General features: G+C 29.4%; 26 protein-coding genes. 17 read left to right on the top strand and 9 right to left on the bottom strand.

The window, feature by feature from the left end; translation table 11 throughout:
- Window positions 1–22 precede the first annotated feature (22 nt).
- From AC5SML_RS06630 to AC5SML_RS06620, 3 genes are read left to right on the top strand one after another with little or no spacing between them, the layout of a single operon-like run.
- A complete protein-coding gene (locus AC5SML_RS06630) occupies window positions 23–631 on the top strand; it encodes a MarC family protein (protein ID WP_011281614.1) in 609 nt (202 codons plus the stop codon).
- Window positions 632–674: 43 nt separating this feature from the next.
- Window positions 675–1394, top strand: coding sequence for a type 1 glutamine amidotransferase (locus tag AC5SML_RS06625; protein ID WP_011281613.1), 720 nt, complete (start codon window positions 675–677; stop codon window positions 1392–1394).
- A complete protein-coding gene (locus AC5SML_RS06620) occupies window positions 1391–1612 on the top strand; it encodes a hypothetical protein (RefSeq protein ID WP_011281612.1) in 222 nt (73 codons plus the stop codon). The genes AC5SML_RS06625 and AC5SML_RS06620 overlap by 4 nt, the downstream gene beginning before the upstream one ends.
- Here the strand turns inward: AC5SML_RS06620 and AC5SML_RS06615 are convergent.
- From AC5SML_RS06615 to AC5SML_RS06585, 7 genes are read right to left on the bottom strand one after another with little or no spacing between them, the layout of a single operon-like run.
- Entirely contained in the window at window positions 1609–2751 is a 1143-nt protein-coding gene (locus AC5SML_RS06615) for an FAD-binding domain-containing protein (protein WP_494598754.1), read from the bottom strand. The two genes, AC5SML_RS06620 and AC5SML_RS06615, sit on opposite strands and share 4 nt — an antisense overlap.
- Before the next feature lie 6 nt (window positions 2752–2757).
- Entirely contained in the window at window positions 2758–3138 is a 381-nt protein-coding gene (locus AC5SML_RS06610) for a phosphate-starvation-inducible PsiE family protein (RefSeq protein WP_011281610.1), read from the bottom strand.
- Complete coding sequence (locus AC5SML_RS06605; protein WP_011281609.1) at window positions 3138–3596, bottom strand: membrane protein; 459 nt, start codon at window positions 3594–3596, stop codon at window positions 3138–3140. Before AC5SML_RS06605 ends, AC5SML_RS06610 begins: the two co-directional genes overlap by 1 nt.
- 56 nt (window positions 3597–3652) lie before the next feature.
- Complete coding sequence (locus AC5SML_RS06600) at window positions 3653–4270, bottom strand: DsbA family oxidoreductase (RefSeq protein WP_494617110.1); 618 nt, start codon at window positions 4268–4270, stop codon at window positions 3653–3655.
- A 4-nt stretch (window positions 4271–4274) separates the two neighbouring features.
- Window positions 4275–5462 (bottom strand): argininosuccinate synthase, encoded by a 1188-nt coding sequence (locus tag AC5SML_RS06595; RefSeq protein WP_018413648.1) that lies wholly within the window; start codon window positions 5460–5462, stop codon window positions 4275–4277.
- A gap of 4 nt (window positions 5463–5466) precedes the next feature.
- Complete coding sequence (locus AC5SML_RS06590; RefSeq protein WP_011281606.1) at window positions 5467–5973, bottom strand: invasion associated locus B family protein; 507 nt, start codon at window positions 5971–5973, stop codon at window positions 5467–5469.
- A complete protein-coding gene (locus AC5SML_RS06585) occupies window positions 5964–7001 on the bottom strand; it encodes an aldo/keto reductase (protein ID WP_011281605.1) in 1038 nt (345 codons plus the stop codon). Before AC5SML_RS06585 ends, AC5SML_RS06590 begins: the two co-directional genes overlap by 10 nt.
- A gap of 60 nt (window positions 7002–7061) precedes the next feature.
- Between AC5SML_RS06585 and AC5SML_RS06580 the strand changes: the two genes are divergently transcribed.
- The gene (locus AC5SML_RS06580) at window positions 7062–7823 is read left to right on the top strand and encodes a Bax inhibitor-1/YccA family protein (protein WP_018413646.1); all 762 of its coding nucleotides are present in this window, start codon (window positions 7062–7064) and stop codon (window positions 7821–7823) included.
- A 5-nt stretch (window positions 7824–7828) separates the two neighbouring features.
- Here the strand turns inward: AC5SML_RS06580 and AC5SML_RS06575 are convergent, their stop codons facing one another.
- A complete protein-coding gene (locus tag AC5SML_RS06575) occupies window positions 7829–8173 on the bottom strand; it encodes a DUF2794 domain-containing protein (RefSeq protein WP_011281603.1) in 345 nt (114 codons plus the stop codon).
- A complete protein-coding gene (locus AC5SML_RS06570) occupies window positions 8166–8717 on the bottom strand; it encodes a septation protein A (protein ID WP_020168912.1) in 552 nt (183 codons plus the stop codon). The genes AC5SML_RS06575 and AC5SML_RS06570 overlap by 8 nt, the downstream gene beginning before the upstream one ends.
- Before the next feature lie 78 nt (window positions 8718–8795).
- Between AC5SML_RS06570 and hspQ the strand changes: the two genes are divergently transcribed.
- From hspQ to glcF, 13 genes are all read left to right on the top strand, one after another.
- Window positions 8796–9116 (top strand): heat shock protein HspQ, encoded by a 321-nt coding sequence (gene hspQ, locus AC5SML_RS06565; protein WP_006997624.1) that lies wholly within the window; start codon window positions 8796–8798, stop codon window positions 9114–9116.
- Between the two features lie 182 nt (window positions 9117–9298).
- Window positions 9299–10009: a heme ABC transporter permease CcmC gene (ccmC, locus tag AC5SML_RS06560; RefSeq protein WP_271626513.1), complete on the top strand. Its 711-nt coding sequence runs from the start codon at window positions 9299–9301 to the stop codon at window positions 10007–10009.
- A complete protein-coding gene (locus AC5SML_RS06555) occupies window positions 10006–10233 on the top strand; it encodes a heme exporter protein CcmD (protein ID WP_011281601.1) in 228 nt (75 codons plus the stop codon). Before ccmC ends, AC5SML_RS06555 begins: the two co-directional genes overlap by 4 nt.
- 10 nt (window positions 10234–10243) lie before the next feature.
- Window positions 10244–10663 (top strand): cytochrome c maturation protein CcmE, encoded by a 420-nt coding sequence (gene ccmE, locus AC5SML_RS06550; protein WP_011281600.1) that lies wholly within the window; start codon window positions 10244–10246, stop codon window positions 10661–10663.
- A gap of 1 nt (window position 10664) precedes the next feature.
- Entirely contained in the window at window positions 10665–12542 is a 1878-nt protein-coding gene (locus tag AC5SML_RS06545; protein WP_011281599.1) for a heme lyase CcmF/NrfE family subunit, read from the top strand.
- The gene (locus AC5SML_RS06540) at window positions 12539–13060 is read left to right on the top strand and encodes a DsbE family thiol:disulfide interchange protein (RefSeq protein ID WP_011281598.1); all 522 of its coding nucleotides are present in this window, start codon (window positions 12539–12541) and stop codon (window positions 13058–13060) included. Before AC5SML_RS06545 ends, AC5SML_RS06540 begins: the two co-directional genes overlap by 4 nt.
- Window positions 13057–13437: a cytochrome c-type biogenesis protein gene (locus AC5SML_RS06535; protein WP_011281597.1), complete on the top strand. Its 381-nt coding sequence runs from the start codon at window positions 13057–13059 to the stop codon at window positions 13435–13437. Before AC5SML_RS06540 ends, AC5SML_RS06535 begins: the two co-directional genes overlap by 4 nt.
- Window positions 13438–13947, top strand: coding sequence for an acyloxyacyl hydrolase (locus AC5SML_RS06530; protein ID WP_271741788.1), 510 nt, complete (start codon window positions 13438–13440; stop codon window positions 13945–13947).
- 8 nt (window positions 13948–13955) lie between these two features.
- Window positions 13956–15107 carry an alpha-hydroxy acid oxidase gene (locus AC5SML_RS06525; protein ID WP_494617107.1) on the top strand — a complete coding sequence of 384 codons (1152 nt, stop codon included), beginning with the start codon at window positions 13956–13958 and terminating at the stop codon, window positions 15105–15107.
- Window positions 15108–15180: 73 nt separating this feature from the next.
- Window positions 15181–16344 carry a pyridoxal phosphate-dependent aminotransferase gene (locus AC5SML_RS06520; RefSeq protein ID WP_271481366.1) on the top strand — a complete coding sequence of 388 codons (1164 nt, stop codon included), beginning with the start codon at window positions 15181–15183 and terminating at the stop codon, window positions 16342–16344.
- 5 nt (window positions 16345–16349) lie between these two features.
- Window positions 16350–17846: an FAD-linked oxidase C-terminal domain-containing protein gene (locus tag AC5SML_RS06515; RefSeq protein WP_011281593.1), complete on the top strand. Its 1497-nt coding sequence runs from the start codon at window positions 16350–16352 to the stop codon at window positions 17844–17846.
- The gene (locus tag AC5SML_RS06510) at window positions 17812–19080 is read left to right on the top strand and encodes an FAD-binding protein (RefSeq protein ID WP_006997635.1); all 1269 of its coding nucleotides are present in this window, start codon (window positions 17812–17814) and stop codon (window positions 19078–19080) included. The genes AC5SML_RS06515 and AC5SML_RS06510 overlap by 35 nt, the downstream gene beginning before the upstream one ends.
- Entirely contained in the window at window positions 19080–20375 is a 1296-nt protein-coding gene (gene glcF / locus AC5SML_RS06505; RefSeq protein WP_494617105.1) for a glycolate oxidase subunit GlcF, read from the top strand. The genes AC5SML_RS06510 and glcF overlap by 1 nt, the downstream gene beginning before the upstream one ends.
- Window positions 20376–20378 lie beyond the last annotated feature (3 nt).

Raw genomic sequence — 20378 nt, 5'->3', positions numbered from 1 at the left:
GGTAACTATGCTAGAAAAGTGAATGCTTGAAATATTTATTCAAACTTTCTTTTTATATTTTATTGTTATTGATCCACTAGGAAATACACCTTTATTCTTAGCAGTAACTCAAAATATGAGCAGCCAACAAAGAGTTAAAACTGCATTGAGTGCAACAATAATTGCATCAATCATATTGCTATTCTTTGCATTTCTTGGAAGCACTTTATTAAATTATTTGAATATATCTTTTCCAGCATTTACAATTGGTGGAGGCATCATTTTATTAATAATTTCCATGGAAATGTTGTTTGATAAAAGACAACAACGAAAAGAAGATGACATTGATTTTAATTCTGAAAATGTAAGTGTATTTCCTTTAGCAACACCCATTATAGCAGGACCAGCTGCAATCACATCTGTTATTGTTTCTGTTTCAGATATGGGAAGTAATTTTACAAACCAATCTGTTGGAATGATTGCTTTAGCTTCAGTTTTGCTTTTAACTTTTATATTTTTTTTTACTGCTTCAAAATTTTCTCAGATAATAAATAAAAAAGTTATTAGTGTAATTTCAAGAGTAATAGCAATTATTCTAGTTGGATTAAGTGTTCAGTATATTTTAGACGGAATAAAAACCTTTTTAGCTTAAAGTATTGTTCAGTAGACTATTTTAAAATGCTATAAATATAGTAATGAACATAATTGTCTTACAGCATATAAAGATTGAAGACCCAGGCTATATCAAAGATTTAATGTTAGCTGATGGTTTTAACTTAACCACTATAGAGCTAGATGAAGGTGAAAAAATCCCAAGTGATCTAAGAAAATTTGATGGAATGTTTTGTATGGGTGGTCCAATGGATACTTTTATGGAACAAGAATATCCATGGCTAATTGAAGAAAAAAAAGCAATTAAAGAATTTGTTGTTAATTTAAAAAAACCTTATTTAGGTTTTTGTCTTGGGTGTCAGTTATTAGGTGAGGTAATAGGTGGTAAGGTAGTTAAATCAAATCCAGCAGAAATTGGAATAATGGATATAAATTTTACTAAAGAAAAAAAGGAGGATATTTTATTTTCAAAATTTCCAGATCAAATTAAAAGTTTGCAGTGGCATTCATATGAAGTGCAAGGAATAGATAATAATAAGGATGTAACTTTACTAGCATCATCTCCTATTACTAAATATCAAATTTTCAAATACCAAAATCACGCATATGCAATTCAATTTCATATAGAAATTAAAGACACAACAGTTAATGAGTGGGGGTGTGTGCCTGAATATAAAAAAGCTCTTGAAAGTCAATTAGGTGAGGGAGCTTTAGATAAATTTGATCAAGCTGCAAAAAATAATATGCCTGATATGAATAATTATTCTAAGATACTTTATGAGAATTTTAAAAGGCTATTATGAATAATAAATTTTTTGAATGGGCAGGGGTTATTACGGCAATCCTTTATTCTATGTTTGTAGCCTTAAACATTGGAATAGAGTTTTTAGGATTTTGTTTGTTGCTGTTGTCTGCCATTTTAATTGGTATCTGGGCATATAGAGGAGGTCACAAGGGAATACTTGTGTTGCAATTTTTTTATGCAACAGCAGGTATAATTGGAATGATACGTTGGTTTTAATTAAAATTAGCAATAATTTTTGGAATATAGTTTTTAAAATTAAAAAAACCTTTATTACAATATTGCCAAGAAAACTGATCCAACTTTCTATATAAAAATCTTATATTTTTTAATTGATTATTTTGAATAAAATTTAAATTTTCACCAACGGTTGGATAAAGCGCATAAACTTCTTCGGTAATATTTTTTAAATCATTAATGTTAATAGTTTCACAATTTATTGATTTTTCTTTCAATCTTATTTTTTGATCCTCTAAAAGATTTGCTTTAAATTTCAACACCTTTTCACTTAATTTGATAGTTCTATCTGTTTTATTTGAGACTAACAAAATTTTTTTAAACTTATGTTCTTTAAAATCAGAAAATTCAAATGTCATATTATTTTCAAATATTAATAAAGTTTTATCTTCCAAAATCTCAGAATTTTTAAAGCCTTTGCTAATAACAGAATATATCTTATCATTGGATATAGGTTTGGCATTTTCATTAAGTTTTATGTTTTTAAATCTATTATTTGTAAATTTATTTATATTCCATTCACTTGCAAGGTAATGCTTGCCTTGAGTTTGAATGCCAGCAACCCATCTCCAACCAAGGGTATTTGATGCAGCATCCCCATCATATAGATGTTGCATAAAAAACTCAGCTCCCAACTGCCATGGTAATTCTAGTGTAAAAATCCAAATGCTAGCAAACCACATTCTTGTGTGGTTATGAAGATAATTGTTTTCTTTAAGTTCACTTACCCATTGATTAAAACAATCTACATTTGTTTTTCCTTCAGTTGCATCCAAATAACTTTGATTGTTTTTAAATTCTTTTTTAATTTTATCTAATTCTATTAAGTAATCTGACCAAACATCAGGTCTTAGTTCTAGCCAACCTTTCCAATAAACACGCCAAAGAACTTCCTGAATAAATTTTTCATTATTTGCAAATGAAAACTTTTTAAGAGATTTATTAATTACTTCTAATTCATTAATTATTCCGTGAGTTATATAGGGGGATAAACAAGAAACATTAGATCTATTACTAGGCCCAAAATCAAAATTTCTTAGTTTTGAATAATCTGAAAGATTTTGTTCAACAAAAGTATTTAATTTATCAACGGCTTTAGCCCTTGAAGCTTCAAAAATCATTTTAAACTATTTAGATTTTCTTTTCTTTAGACCCAATTTATCACTGTGTCTTAATCTTAAAATAACTATTGCAGATGCAATTAGAACTATAGCTATAGCTTCATAGACTAATGCTGATGGATCCATTTCTTTTCCTTGTAATATAATAAATCGTGCGAGAGCAGTGATGGCAATTAAAAGAGGTAAAGTTATACTGATTGATTGTTGATTCCAAAAAACACGAACCATTGCTAAGACTTCTAAATAAAGAAACATTAAAAGTAAATCTGCTAGCATTACAGATTGATTTAGAAACATATTATTAATTTCCATACCAACAGCAATTACAGTGCTCACTAAAATAATGCACATTAGTGCAAGCTGTAAAATTTTTGCTATTTTATCCATTACTTATCCTTACTAAATGGTAGCCACTTTTCAAACACAGATTTTACTGGTCCATCATATGGAATTGAATAAGAGCTAGGGTTTGGACTTGTTAAAATTTCTATTCCCTTAGAAAATACAAAGATGAATACAATTACAAAAACAATAACCATAATCTTAAATGGATCAAAGTTTTTAGTTTTGAATACACTGCTAGATTGCGCCTCTGCTTTATGAAAATGTTTGAATGTCATGTAAACTGCAAATATCAATCCAATATGAGCAACGTATAAACCGGCCCAACCAAATGCAAAAGTTGTATAAGAAAATATGTATAAACTAAAAACAGTTGTCCAAACGAAACTCAGAACTAATAAAATTTGTAATCTAACAGATCTTGGTAAAGACCTCAGATCATTTTTGCTATCATCAAATAAAATGTTAGCAGCATCTTTCATCCAATTTTTTAGAGCTTCCATATAGCTAGAATAGATATTTATATGTTAAAGGCAAAGGATAAAGTGTCCTTTAATTTTTAGCTTAAATTGGACTTTATTACACTTTCTAAATTTGCAGAGCTTTGGGCGCCTGAAATAAAATCTGTTCCTATTTCAAAGAAGGGTACTCCATTAATTTCTTTTTCTCTTGCAACAGAAATATATGAATTAATTTCTTCAATATTTTTTAAATTAAAAAAATCATTGATTGTATCTCCATTAATATTAAATTCTTTACCAATATTAATTAAGATTTCTTTATCTCCAATATCAAGACCTTCAATAAAGTATGATTGATATATTTTTTCTTTAATTTCGTTGTGTACATTAGATTGTTCGGCTAATTTTATTAATAAGTGAGAAAATACTGTATTGGGTGTTTTCTTTATCTTATCTAGATTAAAATTAAGATTTTCTTTATTCGCCTCTTCTGTCATTCGATCATACATTGGTTGAGCAAACTCTTTCCCACCAAACTTTATTTCTAAGTACTTGTTTCTTTCAATTCCTTCTTTAGGCATGTCAGTATTTAGTTGAAATGGAACATGTTCTATCTCAAACTTAGTCTCAGGAAAATTTTTTAATGCTTTATTTAATCTTGTCTGACCAATAAAACACCACCCACAAATTGTGTCAGCAAATACTTTTATTTTCATTAATTTATGAACGAAGCTTTTGTTTATGAAAGTTAATAAATCTTTCTACATTTGATTTATTAAAGGTTTTATTTTCTTCAAAAGAAACTTTTTTCATTGAGTAAGCATTACTTTTTGTCTGTCTAGACATTATAGTGATATTGCCTTTGTATAATTTAAGCTTAACAGAGCCATTAACTTTATTCTTTTTAAGATCGACAATTTTTTGAAGTTTAAATCTTGCTTTTGAGTACCAGTAACCATTGTAAATAAGTTCAGCATATTTAGGCATAATTTCATCTTTTTTATGCATAGTTTCTTTGTCCAAAGTAACAGACTCAATTGCTCTGTGCGCTGACATTAAAAGTGTTCCACCAGGCGTTTCATAAACACCTCTAGATTTAATCCCAATAAATCTGTTTTCAACTAAATCAACTCTACCTATTCCATTTTTGCCGGCAACATTATTAAGTTTTTCTAACAAATTTCCAGGCGATAGTTTTTTACCATTAACAGTTATGGGGTCTCCATTTTTAAATCCTATAGTTACAAATGAAGCTTTGTTAGGTGCTTTTTCAGGAGATACTGTTCTTTGAAAAAGAAACTCAGGAGCTGAATTTTTTGGGTTTTCTAAAACCTTACCCTCAGTTGATGTGTGGTATAAATTATCATCAATAGAGAAAGGAGGAGCACCTTTTTTATCTGTTGGAATTGGAATATTGTTTTTTTTTGCATATTTAATTAAATCTGTTCTAGAGTTTAATTTCCATATTCTCCATGGTGCAATAATTTTTACTTTTGGACCAAAGTAATGATATCCTAATTCAAATCTCACTTGATCATTTCCTTTGCCAGTTGAACCATGAGAAACTGCATAAGCTCCAAATTTTTTAGCGGCAGCAATTTGACGTTTTGCAATTAAAGGTCTTGCAATTGAAGTACCCAATAAATAAACACCTTCATAAATTGCATGCCCTCTAATCATTGGAAAGACATAGTCTTTTACAAATGTATCTTTTAAATCTTCAATAATGATATTTTTAACACCTAGTCTTTTGGCATTTTTTATAATTTTTTTTCTATCAATTTCTTGCCCAACATCTGCAGTATAACAAATAACTTCTGCATCATAATTTTCTTGAAGCCATTTTAAAATAATAGAAGTGTCTAGTCCGCCAGAATATGCGAGTACAATTTTCTTTTTAGATTTCATTTAATTAACTGCAGCTAGTTTTTGCAGCATTATAGGCTTTCGTAAATCCTAACAATGAATAATGGTCTATAGTTTGAGAGCCTTTTTGATTATGACCAGTGATCATAATTCTTGATCCTTTCTTCATGGTCTTAATCATTTTGTTTTCAAGTTTGTTATCAGCAATCCAAGCAAAACCTTCTTGAGCAATATCAAATTTGTATTTAGATTTACCTGAAGTAGCTATAATTGAGTTTTGATTATTAAATTCATAGCCACCAGTAACGCTTATTTCATCATTTATTTTTTCGGCAGGTCTAAATGAAACAAACATTCTTGCTTCTCTAGGGTTAGATTTTGGGGCCTGCAACACAGGAACTGATTGAGCAAAACAAACTTTACCGGTTTGTTCAGTTATAATAATTGTTTCCCAGTCTTTAAATTTACCAACTTTTTTTACTTCTTGTGAATTTACGCTAACAGCAAATAAGCTTACAAGAATTAGAATTATAAAATTTTTAATTATGGACATGGGTTAGGGTAAATTTTTTGTACTTCATTTATTTCTTTAATTACGTCTTCACTTAAATCTATACCTATACTTTCTATATTAGTTTTCAACTGTTCCATTGTCGTTGCACCAATGATAACCGATGTTACAAACGGCTGAATTTCTAAAAATTTTAAAGACATTTGAGCTAAATCCAGATTGTGTTTCTTTGATATTTCATAATATAATTCAATAGCTTTTTCAGCATTTTGATTATTATATCTAGACCAAAAATCACCATCTCTTTCCATTCTAGAATTTTTTGGCAATTGTTTATTTCTGTATTTTCCAGATAAATAACCACACGCGAGAGGAGAGTAAGCTAGCAATCCGGCTTGCTCCCTAATAGACATTTCTGCAAGTCCAATTTCATAAGTTCTATTTAATAAATTATAAGGATTTTGAACTGAAAGCATTCTTGGTAAATTTTTATCTTTTGAAAGCTCTAAATATTTAGATAATCCCCACGGTGTTTCATTCGATACACCAACGTATTTAATTTTTCCTTGATCAATAAATTTTTTTAAATTTCCTAGAATATCTTCAAACCTAGTCCACTCATTGCTATCATCATGTTCATAACCTAGTTTGCCAAAAAAATTTGTTTTTCTTTCTGGCCAATGTAATTGGTACAAATCAATACAATCCGTTTTTAATCTTTTTAAACTTCCTTCAAGTGCTTCTGTAATATTCTTTTCTCCAAATTGATTTCCACCACCTCTTACATACTCTCTCATTGGGCCACAAACTTTTGAAGCTAAAATTACTTTGTCTCTCTTTTTTGTTTTTTCAAACCAATTACCAATAATAGTCTCAGTATGACCAAACGTTTCTTGTCTTGGTGGAACAGAATAAATTTCCGCAGTGTCCCAAAAGTTTACACCCTGATCTAAAGCATAATCCATCTGCTCAAAACCTTCATTTTGGGTATTTTGTTCACCCCAAGTCATAGTACCGAGACAAATAGTGCTTACTTTTAAATCTGTATTTCCTAATTTTTTATAATTCATAATTATTTAATCTTATTAAGACATCTTGAAATAATAGTAAAAGGCTATTATATATGTGTCATGGAATTCAATAAGCAAAACATATTAAATAAAGTAAAAGAAGCTCAGCAATCAACAGTAGTAATGGATGAGGGCTTAAGAGCCTACATGCTAAAAGTCTACAACTACATGGCTTCTGGTATTTTGTTAACAGGACTTATATCTTTAATATTTTTCAAACTATCTGTAGTAACAGATGCTAATGGATCAATTACAGCATTAACAAGCTTAGGAAATACAATATTTCTTTCAGGTTTTAAATGGATTGTAATGCTTGCTCCACTTGGAGTAGTTTTTTACATGAGTGCTAGAATTAATAAAATGACAGCTTCAACTGCTCAAACAACTTTTTGGGTTTTTGCGTCTTTAATGGGGTTATCACTATCCTCAATATTCTTAGTTTATACTGGAGCGAGTATCACTAGAGTATTCTTTATTACCTCTATTACTTTTGGTGCAATGAGTTTGTATGGTTACACAACTAAAAGAGATCTTACAAAATTAGGATCATTTTTAATGATGGGCTTAATTGGAATTATTGTTGCATCAGTTGTTAACATGTTCTTAAAATCTTCAATGATGGATTTTGTAATCTCAATTCTAGGTGTTTTAATTTTTGTAGGTCTTACTGCTTATGACACTCAAAAAATTAAAAACATGTATGTATCAAGCGATACGGGTGAGTTGATGGGTAAAAAAGCTGTAATGGGTGCTTTAACTCTTTACCTAGACTTTATAAATTTGTTTATAATGTTGTTAAGATTATTTGGTCAAAGACGATAGTCTTTTTATTTCTTAAGGTTCTTCCAATTAGTATTTTTAAGTAAAATTTCTAGATCAAAGGAATTTTTTAAAACTTTCCCATTAGAATCTGTAATTAAATACTTTAAATTTTTATTGCTAGGTTTAAAGTTTTTACAAATTTTATACAAAGCATTCTCTGCTGCATTTTTAAAGACACTAAAACTAACCTGCCTGTTAGAAATGTTTAGACCATAGTCTTTCCATGATCCTTCAGAGACCATTTTTGCATATAGATCTAAAATGATTTTAAGTTCATTTTTTTCAAAAAATTGTCTTTCTTCTATTTGTTTGTGAGGATTATTTACAACTAGCTTTAAGTTTCTATTCATCAAGCTTGTATTTATTAATCAATGATATTTGAAATGCTGTAAAGACAAGGGTTATTGGTAACATGCCCCATACCTTAAAATTAACCCAAAACTCTTCTGTTTGCGTTCTCCAGACACATTCATTAAGGATTGCAAGGAAGAAGAAAAAGTACATCCATCTTTTGTTTAATAATTCCCAACCCATATCAGTTAGAGCAATTGATTTACCCATAATTTTTTTAAGGACAGGTTCTTTTGTAAAATATTTTCCAAAATATAAAGCAAGGGCAAATAAAATATTAATGATCGTTGGTTTTACATAGATAAAAACTGGATCATTAAAATAAATTGTTAGACCCCCAAAAAATGTAATTAAGATACCACTTATTAATGGCATCATAGGTATTTTTTTTTCAAAAAACCAAACAACTGCTAGTGCAATTAATGTTGCAACTATGAGTGGAGGAATCGCAACTGCTAGGTTCTTATCATTATTATAATAATAATAAAAAAAAATGGCTAAAGGCCCAAAGTCTGTTGCAAATTTAAGAAAAGATTTATTCACTTGACAGATATTAACATAATAAAAAAAATATAAATGTTTTTTATTGATTTTTATTTTTAAACCCCCATATTAATAACAATGGCAATTCAAAAAGCAAAATTTTCAATAGGAGACATTGTAAAACATAAGCACTTTGAGTTCAGAGGTGTAATTTATGATGTTGATTTCGAATTTAATAATTCTGAAGAATGGTATCAATCTATTCCAAAGAATGTTCGTCCTAGAAAAGATCAGCCTTTTTATCATTTGTTAGCTGAAAATGATGAAATTACATATGAAGCATATGTTTCAGAACAAAATCTATTAATGGACGATTCAGAAGATCCAATTAAACATCCTTTAATTGAAGAGATTTTTTCTGGTAAAAGAGGCTCTAGCTACTTTAAGCCCTCTAATTAATTCTTTTTTCAAACACAATTAATTCAAATCTTCGACATATATAGTTGCTATCTATATTCATGTTCTGATCAAGAGTGTTAAATAACGTTTTTATCATTATTGACTCCCTCTGCATTCTTGATCAGGATGATCTTCCATAAAAAAAATTAAATTATCTTTTTTTTAATATATATAATTTAAGAATGTTTAAATATTTTGAACCTAATAAAATTTTTGCAATAACCTCTAAAGCACCAAAGTACGTTCTATTTTTATTTATTATTGTCCTAACAATTGGTTTATCAGAAGCGCTTATACTTTCACCTGAGGATTATAAACAAAGTGATGCAGTAAGAATTATGTATGTTCATGTGCCAGCTGCATGGATATCACTTGGAATATTTACAAGTTTAGCTTTTTTGTCTGTTGGAAGTTTTGTTTTTAAAAATAAAAATTTTGCATTAATTGCTAAAAGTTTAGCACCTTCTGGATTCATCTTTAATATTATAGCATTAGTTACAGGATCAATTTGGGGAAAACCAACTTGGGGTACTTGGTGGGCTTGGGATGCAAGAATAACTTCTATGTTAATTTTAGCCTTGTTTTATGGAATGTATTTATTAGCTTGGAGAATTTATGAGGACAAAGAACAAGTAATAAAAGTTACATCTTTGATTGCAATTTTAGGAGTGGTAAATGTTCCCATCATTAAATTTTCTGTAGACTGGTGGAACACGTTACATCAACCAGCTTCAATTAATATTTTATCAACCAACACAGCAATTCACCCATCAATGTTAGTCCCATTGGGCATTATGACTGCGGCATTTGCCCTTTTTTCATTACTCATTTTTTTGATGAAATATAATACCGAACTGATAAAAGTTAAAAATAAAGGATTAGATAGATTATGATAAATGAAATAATTTCAATGAATGGATATGGAGCTTACGTTTGGTCAGCTTTTTCATTTACATTGATTAGTTTTACAGCCCTGTACTTTGTAACTAAATTACAACTTTCAAAAGAGCAAAAAAGATTTGCTTCTAAATTTGGTTCTCTAAATGTTGAGAAAGCTAGAGCTGCAAGATCACAAAATATTAATAGAGAAATATTATCCAATACATCAAATATTTAACTAATAAACCATGTATGGTAAAAAGGTTAAATTACGATTTATATTCTTAGCTTTAATCTTAGCCTCAGTAATTTTAACAGTTTTTTTAGTTTTACAATCATTAAAAGAAAACGTTGTATATTTTCAGTCTCCGTCTGAAATAAAATCTTTAATAGAATTAAATAAAAAAAAAATAAGAGTGGGTGGGATGGTTAAAGAACAATCGATTTTTATAGATTCTGATAAAGTTAATTTTGTCATTACTGACTTTAAAAATGAAATTAATATTGTCTATACAGGGGCAGTCCCTAATTTATTTGCTGAAGGAAAAGGAGTGGTTGCTGAAGGTTTTTTAAAAGATAAGAATTATTTTACAGCTACTAAAATTTTAGCAAAACATGATGAAAATTATATGCCCCCAGAAGTTAAAGAAGCCTTAGGAGATAAATAAATTGCTAGCTAATCAGATAGGTTATTATTCTTTAATTTTAGGGTTGTTACTTTCGGTATTGCTTTGTGGAGTTTCAATTAAAGACTTCAATAAAACTAATAAGCAGATTAACCAAAATATATTATCTCTATCATTTCTACAGTTAGTTTTTGTAATTGTGAGTTTTTTGAGCTTGATTGTATCTTTTATAAACTCAGACTTTAGTAATGAGACTGTTTTTAATAATTCTCACACAACCAAACCATTATTCTATAAAATCTCAGGAACTTGGGGAAACCATGAAGGAAGTTTGTTATTATGGTTATTAGTATTAACTTTATTTATTTTTTTGTTTTTAATTAAATCAAGAGAGCAGCCTAAAAAATATAGAATTTTAACTTTATTATTTCAGCAAATAATAATTATCGGGTTTTTCTTATTTGTATTAATAACATCTAATCCTTTTAATTATTTATTTCCAATTCCTAATGAAGGTCTTGGTCTTAACCCAATTTTACAAGATCCAGCTTTAGCAATTCATCCTCCAATTTTATATTTAGGTTATGTTGGTACCTCTATAATATTTTCATCATCCCTTGCCGCAGTTACACAAAATTATGTCACCAAAGAATGGGGACAGCATATTAAAAAATGGGTTTTAGTTTCTTGGATTTTTCTAACTATTGGAATTATGCTTGGATCAATTTGGGCATATTACGAACTAGGATGGGGAGGTTTTTGGTTTTGGGACCCAGTTGAAAATGTTTCTTTAATGCCATGGCTAACACTAACTGCATTATTGCATTGCATTGTAGTGTTAGAAAGAAGAGCATCACTAACATCTTGGGTGGTTATACTGTCTATTACAACATTTACCCTAAGTATGTGTGGAACTTTTTTAGTAAGATCCGGAATATTAAATTCTGTACATACATTTGCTAATGACCCTGCAAGAGGTATTTTTATATTAATATTTTTATTTGCACTAATTGTCTTATCGTTAGGAATATTTTTTATATTTCACAAAGAAAATAATAAAAGCTCAAATAATTTTTTTTGGCTTAGTAGAGAAACTTCTATCTTAATAAACAATTGGTTTATGATGTATTTTTTAGCTGTTGTTTTAATAGGTACGGTATATCCAATTTTTCTAGATGTAATATCTAGTGAAAAAATATCAGTAGGGCCTCCTTTTTATCATAAATTAATTGTTCCTTTTTTAATACCATTTCTATTATTCATGTCTCTTGGACCAAGACTTAAATGGATTAAATCAAAAATTGAAAATAAGAACTCACTAATTATCACATTTATAATTTCAGTAATGTTAACCTTTTTTATTATAAAAAATTTAACTGCTGACTTACTTTTTTATACAGTTTTAATTTCAGCTGCTTTTTTTCTTTTCTTTACAACTTTAAAAGAATTATTTATTAAAAAATTTAATAATATTTCTCAAACTGTTTCACACTTTGGTTTTAGTTTATTAATATTAAGCATTCTATTTAATAGTATTTTATCCTCAGAAATTATAACCAACATAAAAATTGGTGAAAGATATGATTATAATAAAGGTGAAATTTTTTTTAAAAAGGTAGAAGAAAGAAAAGAAAGTAATTTTAACTCCATCATTGCCTCTTTTGAAATAAAAGACAAAAATGGCAAAACTATAGAATTAAAACCTGAGATTAGAATTTATAATCAGCCTATAATTATTACTAGTGAAGCAGATATAAGAACAACACTATTAGAGGATAAGTTTTTAGTAATGAACCTTGTAAAGGGTAATGAATATTTTAATATTAGATATCAAATAAAACCATTTATGGTTTGGATATGGGTATCAGTTTTATTGTTAAGTCTTGGTGGATTAATGAGTTTATTTAAAAAGGAGATATGAAAAATAAGTTTAGCTTATTTGTTGTAGTTATTTTTTTAAGCTTTTGTTTTGTTATTTTTTATAAAGGATTAAATACTCCAAATAACTACACACCCAAGGTTAATGAAAAAAAAAATATCCCAACCTTTAAAGCAAAAGACTTTTATTCAAACAATTATGTAAATTCAGAGAAAATTTTTGAAGAGAACATCTTTTATATTGTAAATATTTGGGCTTCCTGGTGTGTACCTTGCAGAACAGAACACCCCTTATTAATGCAACTAAGTAAAAACCAATCAATTAAACTAATTGGATTAAATTATAGGGACAATTTTAATAATGCAAAAAAATTTATCAATGACCTTGGCAATCCATATTCAAGAATTTTAATTGATAAAGATGGAACTCTAGGAGTTGAATTTGGAGCTTATGGAGTTCCAGAAACTTTTTTAATAGATAAAAATAAAGATATAATCAAAAAATTTGTTGGTCCAATCAATCAAGAAATTGTTAGTGAAATTAAATTAATTATTAAATGAAAGTATTAAAAATATTTATAATCCTATTTGTAGTTGCAAACTTTTCAGAGTTAAAATCAGCTGAAACAAATGATATTTTAAAGAATAAAATTTTAAAGAATGTTCGTTGTTTAATTTGTCAAGGTCAGTCAGTATACGATTCTGAATCAGAGTTTGCTTCTAGCATCAAATTAATTGTTGATAGAAAAATTAATGAAGGATTAAAAGAAAAACAAATATATCAATTTTTAAGAGAAAAATATGGTGACTGGGTAATTTTTGACCCCCAATTAAACAAAAACACATATGTTTTATGGTTATTACCATTATTGTTATTTTTGTTTGGCGGTGCAATAATATATAAAAAAATAATATTAAATAAAAATAACAAAATTTAAATGAAACATTACAAGTTGATATCAAGATTTATTTTTATCATTTTCTTCAGCCTATTATCTTCAGTTGTTTATGCTGAAGAAAATAGTTCTAAATTTAATGTTTATTCTGGAATGTTTGATTTCAGTGATACTGGTAAAAAATCAACATTAATTGGATTTCAACATCAAAATGAGGATTTAAATAGAGATACTTTTTTAGGTAATATTTCTCCCATAACAGGTGCATTAGTGACTGCAGACTCTGCTGCATATATTTATACAGGTGTTCAGGCACAATATAAGCTAGGTAAAATTAATTTTATACCAAGCTTTGCACCAGGATTATACAGTAAGGGTGATGGTAAAGATCTTGGTCATATTCTAGAATTTAAAAGTGAATTACAAATTTCAGTAGACTTTGTTAGTAATAGTCAACTTGGTTTTTCTTATAATCATCTTTCTAATGCAAGCTTAGGAACAAAAAATCCTGGTGCTAATAGTTATATGTTTAACTTTTTTAAAACATTTTAACTTAATCAATGAACCTAAAAGACTGCTATAATTTTAATGACTTTAGAAAATTAGCAAAAAAACGATTACCTTCTCCAATTTTTCACTACATTGATGGTGGTGCAGATGATGAAAAAACCTTAAAAAGAAATACAGATTCTTTCGATGATTGTGATTTAATTCCAAATATTCTTGCTAGTGTTGGTAAACCAGATCTTTCAACGACTGTTTTTGGAAAAAAAATTGATATGCCAATCTTTCTTTCACCAACTGCAATGCAAAGACTCTACCATCATGAAGGTGACAAAGCCTCAGCAAGAGCTGCTGAAAAATTTGGGACCTTTTATAGTATGTCTACAATGGCCAATAATACTATTGAAGAAGTTGCTGATATTTCAAATGGACCAAAGTTATTTCAATTATATGTTCACAAAGATCAATCAATTACTGACGATCTAATAGATAGATGCAAAGTGTCTGGTTTTAATGGTATGTGTTTGACAGTTGATACATTAGTTGCTGGAAACAGAGAAAGAGATCACAGAACTGGTTTTACTACTCCTCCAAAATTGACACTTCAAAGCTTAATGAGTTTTGCCATGCGACCTGAATGGGTATTTAATTATTTTACTCATAAAAAATTTGAATTATCCAATGTTAAAAATAAAACAGATAAAGGAACCAATATTTCAAAATCAGTCATCGAATATATTAATGAACAATATGATCCGGCCATGAATTGGAAGGATGCAGAATATTGTGTAAAAAGATGGAATGGCCCATTTGCACTTAAAGGTGTGATGTCAATTGAAGATGCAAAAAGAGCAATAGATATTGGCTGTACAGCAATAATGATTTCAAATCATGGGGGCAGACAATTAGATGGCTCAAGATCACCCTTTGATCAAGTTAATGCAATTAGAGAAGCTGTAGGGGATAAATTAGAAATTATTTTAGATGGCGGAGTAAGACGTGGAACTCATGTTTTAAAAGCTTTAGCAGCTGGTGCAACAGCATGCAGCTTTGGGAAAATGTTTTTATTTGCTTTAAGTGCTGGGGGTCAACCAGGTGTGGAACGTCTATTGCAAAACATGCATGATGAAATCAATAGAAATATGGTATTAATGGGTTGTAAGACCTTGAAAGAATTAGACGCGTCAAAATTAATTTATAGAAAATAGTTTTTACTTATCAAAATTATATATATAAAAAATAAATTAAATTATAGAATATTGATATTAGAATTTAATTATTATGAAATTAGCAAAAAATTTACAAAGACTAGGAACAGAATCTGCATTTAGTGTTTTAGCTGAAGCAAAAAAATTAGAAGCACAAGGCAAACCAATGATCCACTTAGGTTTAGGTCAGCCTGATTTTAAGACACCCCAACACGTAGTAGATGCTGCAAAAAAAGCATTAGATGAAGGTCATCATGGATATGTTTTATCAAATGGAATTTTAGAGTGCAGACAAGCTGTTACTAGAAAAATTAAAAAACTTTACAATAAGGATATTGATCCTGAAAGAGTATTGATAATGCCAGGTGGGAAACCAACAATGTATTATGCTATACAATGTTTTGGTGAACCAGGTGCGGAAATTATACATCCAACACCAGCATTCCCAATATATGAGTCAATGATTAATTATACAGGTTCAACAGCAGTTCCTTATGACTTAACAGAAGATAAAGATTTAAAATTTGATCCAGAAAAAATTCTATCTTTAATTACAGATAAAACTAGATTGCTAATATTAATTAACCCGAATAATCCAACGGGAAGTTTTGTTGAAAAATCTGCAATAGATGTTTTAGCAGAAGGGTTAAAAAAACATCCTCATGTAGCAATCCTTAGCGATGAAATTTATAGTAGACAAATTTATGATGGAAAGGAAATGCCAACATTTTTTAATTACCCCGATCTGCAAGATAGATTAATCGTTTTAGATGGTTGGAGTAAAGCTTACGCCATGACGGGTTGGAGAATGGGATGGAGTGTGTGGCCAGAAGAATTAATACCACATGTAAACAGACTAATTATTAATAGTGTTTCATGTGTTAATGCTCCCTCACAATTTGCAGGAATTGCAGCTTTAGATGGACCAGATGATGCAATCCATGAAATGATGGTAAAATTTGATCAAAGAAGGAAATTGATTCACGAAGGTTTAAATAGTTTACCAGGTGTGGAATGCAGTTTACCAGGAGGAGCCTTTTATGCATTTCCTAAAGTTATTGGAACAGGAATGAATGGTTCAGAATTTGCAAAAAAATGTATGCATGAAGCAGGAGTAGCAATAGTTCCAGGAACAGCTTTTGGTAAAACTTGCCAAGATTACGTAAGATTTAGCTATGCAGCTTCACAAGACAACATATCTAACGCATTGGAAAATATCAAAAAAATGCTAGGCTAAGACTAATGAGTGAATTAGTTCTGCCAAAGATTGACAAAGCAACGATTAATAAAAAAGAATATATTTTTAAAAATCTTGCAAAAATTATCAATCCAGAAAATGTTTTAAGTCATGCAGATGATATTAAACCATATGAAACTGATGCATTAGCAGCTTACACACAGACACCATTGGCTGTTGTGATGCCAGAAAACACTGAAGAAGTAAGTAATATTTTAAAATTTTGTCATAAAGAAAATATTAAAGTTGTACCAAGAGGGGCCGGCACTGGTCTTTCAGGAGGAGCCCTACCTTTAAATGATGCAATTTTATTAAGTCTTGGAAAATTTAATAAAATTATAGAAATTGATTTTGAAAATAAATGTGTAGTAACCCAACCTGGTGTAACAAATTTAGGAATAACACATGCCGTACAACATAAAAATTTTTACTATGCACCAGACCCATCAAGTCAACTTGCATGCTCAATAGGGGGTAATGTTGCTGAAAATTCTGGAGGCGTCCATTCTCTAAAATATGGAACAACAACTAATAATATTTTAGGTGTTGAAATGGTAATGATGGATGGAACAGTTTGTAGAGTTGGTGGAAAAACTCTTGATCAAGAAGGGTATGATCTAATGGGATTAATTTGTGGTTCAGAAGGATTATTAGGAGTGATTACTGAAGTGACAGTAAAAATTTTAAAAAACCCTCAAGTAGTTAAAGCAGCGCTAATAGGCTTTCCAACAATTGAAGAAGGTGGAAACGCAGCATCAGAAATAATTTCAAGTGGAATTGTTCCAGCAGGTATGGAAATAATGGATAAAGCTTTGATAGAAGCAACAGATAATTTTAGTAAAGCAGGATATCCAAGAGATGCGGAACTTTTATTGATTGTAGAATTAGATGGAACCGAATCTGAGGTAGATGAATTATTAAAACAAGTCAGAAGTATTTGTGAAAAAAATAATTGCTCAAGTTTAAAATTGAGTAAAAATGAAAAAGAAAGACTATCATTTTGGGCAGGTAGAAAAGCAGCATTTCCAGCATGTGGAGCTATGGCACCAGATTATTATTGTATGGACGGATCCATACCAAGAGGAAAACTTGCGGAAGCTTTACTTGAAATAAAAAGACTTTCTGAAAAATACAAATTACCTGTAGCAAATTGTTTTCATGCAGGAGATGGAAATTTACATCCATTAATAATGTTTGATGGAAGTGATAAAGAACAACTGCGAAAAACAGAGGAATTTGGAGCCGAGATACTAAAGACGTGCGTTAGATTAGGGGGAGTGATCACTGGAGAACATGGGGTAGGAGTAGAAAAAAGAGAACTAATGTGTGAGATGTTTAATAATACAGATATTCAACAACAATTAGATATTAAAAAATCACTGGATGAAAAAAATTTACTAAACCCAGGAAAAGTTTATCCAATATTAAGAAAATGTGCAGAGGAAGGAAGGGTACATGTCCACAGAAATGAAGAAAAATTCCCAGATCTTCCAAGATTCTAATAATACTTATTATCCAGAAGATGAGCTGCAAGTTTCAAATCTAGTTCAGGAACTTTACAAAAAAAACCAACCAACAGAAATAATTGGCACAGGTTCAAAAAATTTTATTGGTAACAACATTCAATCTGCAAAAAAACTATCTATGTCTAAGTTGTCAGGTGTAATTGAGTATTTGCCTGAAGAACTATATATTAAGGTTAAAGCTAACACGCCATTAGAGTTAGTTGAAAAGGAGTTAGAAAAAAACAATCAAGAACTTGCTTTTGAGCCTATTGATTTTGGATTTATTGAAAATGGAAAATCAAATAAGGGCACCATAGCAGGCCATTTAGCTTGTAACTTTGCTGGCTCTCGAAGATTTAAAGTAGGAAGTTTAAGAGATCACATATTAGGTTTTAGAGGTGTGAATGGTAAAGGAGATATAATTAAATCAGGTGGGACAGTTGTAAAAAATGTTACAGGTTATGACCTATCAAAACTAGTAACAGGATCTTTTGGAACTTTAGTTGCTTTAACTGAAATAACATTGAAGGTTCTACCTAAAAAAAAATTATCTAATACAATTACTATACATACTGATGATAAAAAATTAGTTAAAAATTTATTTGATAAGATATCTAGTTCAAGCAGCGAAGTCTCTGGAGCTGTTTATATTCCTGAAGAACCCAAAGATGAAAATTATGACCAAAACAAAGAGATGGTCTTTAAATTTAATGACTTAAAATACAAAGGTTCATTTTTAGCACTAAGAATAGAAGGAGATAAAATTTCAATAGATGAAAAATTAAAAGCTTTAACAAATGAACTGGAGCTTAGTAAGCTGAATACAACAGTTTTAGATGTTCATCAATCAACACCATTTTGGAAAAAAATAAATAATCTTGAAATATTCAAATCAACAAAGAATAACCTTTTAAGAGTAGTAGTGCCTCCTTCGAAAGGCCCTAAGTTGATGCAATTCTTAGGTAATAAGTATAAATATTACATTGATTGGTGTGGCTCATTATATTGGATAGAGGTTCAATCAAAAAAGAACTCTAAGGTTAGCGATATTAAAAAATTGACCAAAGAATTAGGTGGTTATTTAACTATCATAAAGACATCGGATGAATATGATTACGAAGAAACAATTTTTACAGTAGACGATACAAGACTTTTAATATCAGAAAAGATCAAAAAAAGTTTTGATCCTAAAAGAATTTTTAATCCTGGAAAAATGTATAGAGGAATTTAATGCAAACAAACTTTACTGAAAAACAATTAAAAGACAGTGACAATGCTGCAACAGAAAAAATTTTTAAAAAGTGTGTTCATTGTGGTTTTTGTAATGCAACTTGTCCAACCCATCAAATATTTGGTGACGAATTAGATGGACCGCGAGGAAGAATTTATTTGATTAAAGATATGTTGGAAAATCAAAAAAAGCCAACAGCAAAAACTGTAAAACATATAGATAGATGTTTGTCTTGCTATAGCTGCATGACCACTTGTCCTGCTGGAGTAAATTATATGCACATCATTGATCATGGTAAAAAATATATTGAAAAAAACTATGAAAGATCTTTTTTTGATAGAACAATTAGAAATTTTTTATCAGTAGTGTTACCAAATACAGGATACTTCAGATTAGCAAGTTATATGGTTAAATTAGCTAAACCTTTTCAATTTTTAATGCCATTAAAAATAAAAGATATGATGAATTTGATGCCGACAAGTTTTCCTAAAAAAACTATAAAACAAAAAGAAGTTTATTCTGTAAGTGCAAAAAATAAAATTGCAAGAGTTGCTCTTTTAACTGGATGTGTTCAAAAAGAAATTTCTCCTCAAATTAATGAGGCAACCATTAGACTTTTAAACAGACATGGAGTTGAAGTGGTTGTGCCTAAAAAGATTAGATGTTGTGGATCATTGAACCATCATTTAGGAAAAGAAGATGATGCCCACCAAGATTTTAGAAATAATATTAATACTTGGTATGATGAACATCAAAAAGGCAATTTAGATGCTATTTTATCAAATACTTCTGGTTGTGGAACGACCATGAAAGACTATGGTTTTATTTTTAAAGATGATGAAGAAATGAAAAAGAAAGCAAAAGTGATTTCTGATTTAACAAAAGACGTTTCTGAATATTTAGATACTAATTTAAAATTAAACTTTAAAACAAAAGACAAGAAATATAAAATTGCTTATCATTCTGCATGTTCAATGCAACATGGACAAAAAGTACACAGTCAACCCATGTCATTACTTTCAAAAACAAATAATGAAATTATGGAAATTCCAGAAGGACATATCTGTTGTGGGTCTGCTGGCACTTATAATATTTTGCAAACTGAAATTGCTAAAGAATTATTAAGTAAAAAAGTAAAAAATATTGAAAGTTTGAAACCAGATTTTATTTCAACAGGAAATATAGGTTGTATTACTCAAATTTCTAATGGAACCAAAACTCCAATTTTACATACCATTGAGATATTAGATTGGTATACTGGCGGTCCAAAACCAAAAATATTACAAAATAAGTAATTT

The organism is Candidatus Pelagibacter sp. PS_17, from assembly GCF_059417945.1.
This window is presented reverse-complemented; position numbering and strand designations above follow the sequence as displayed.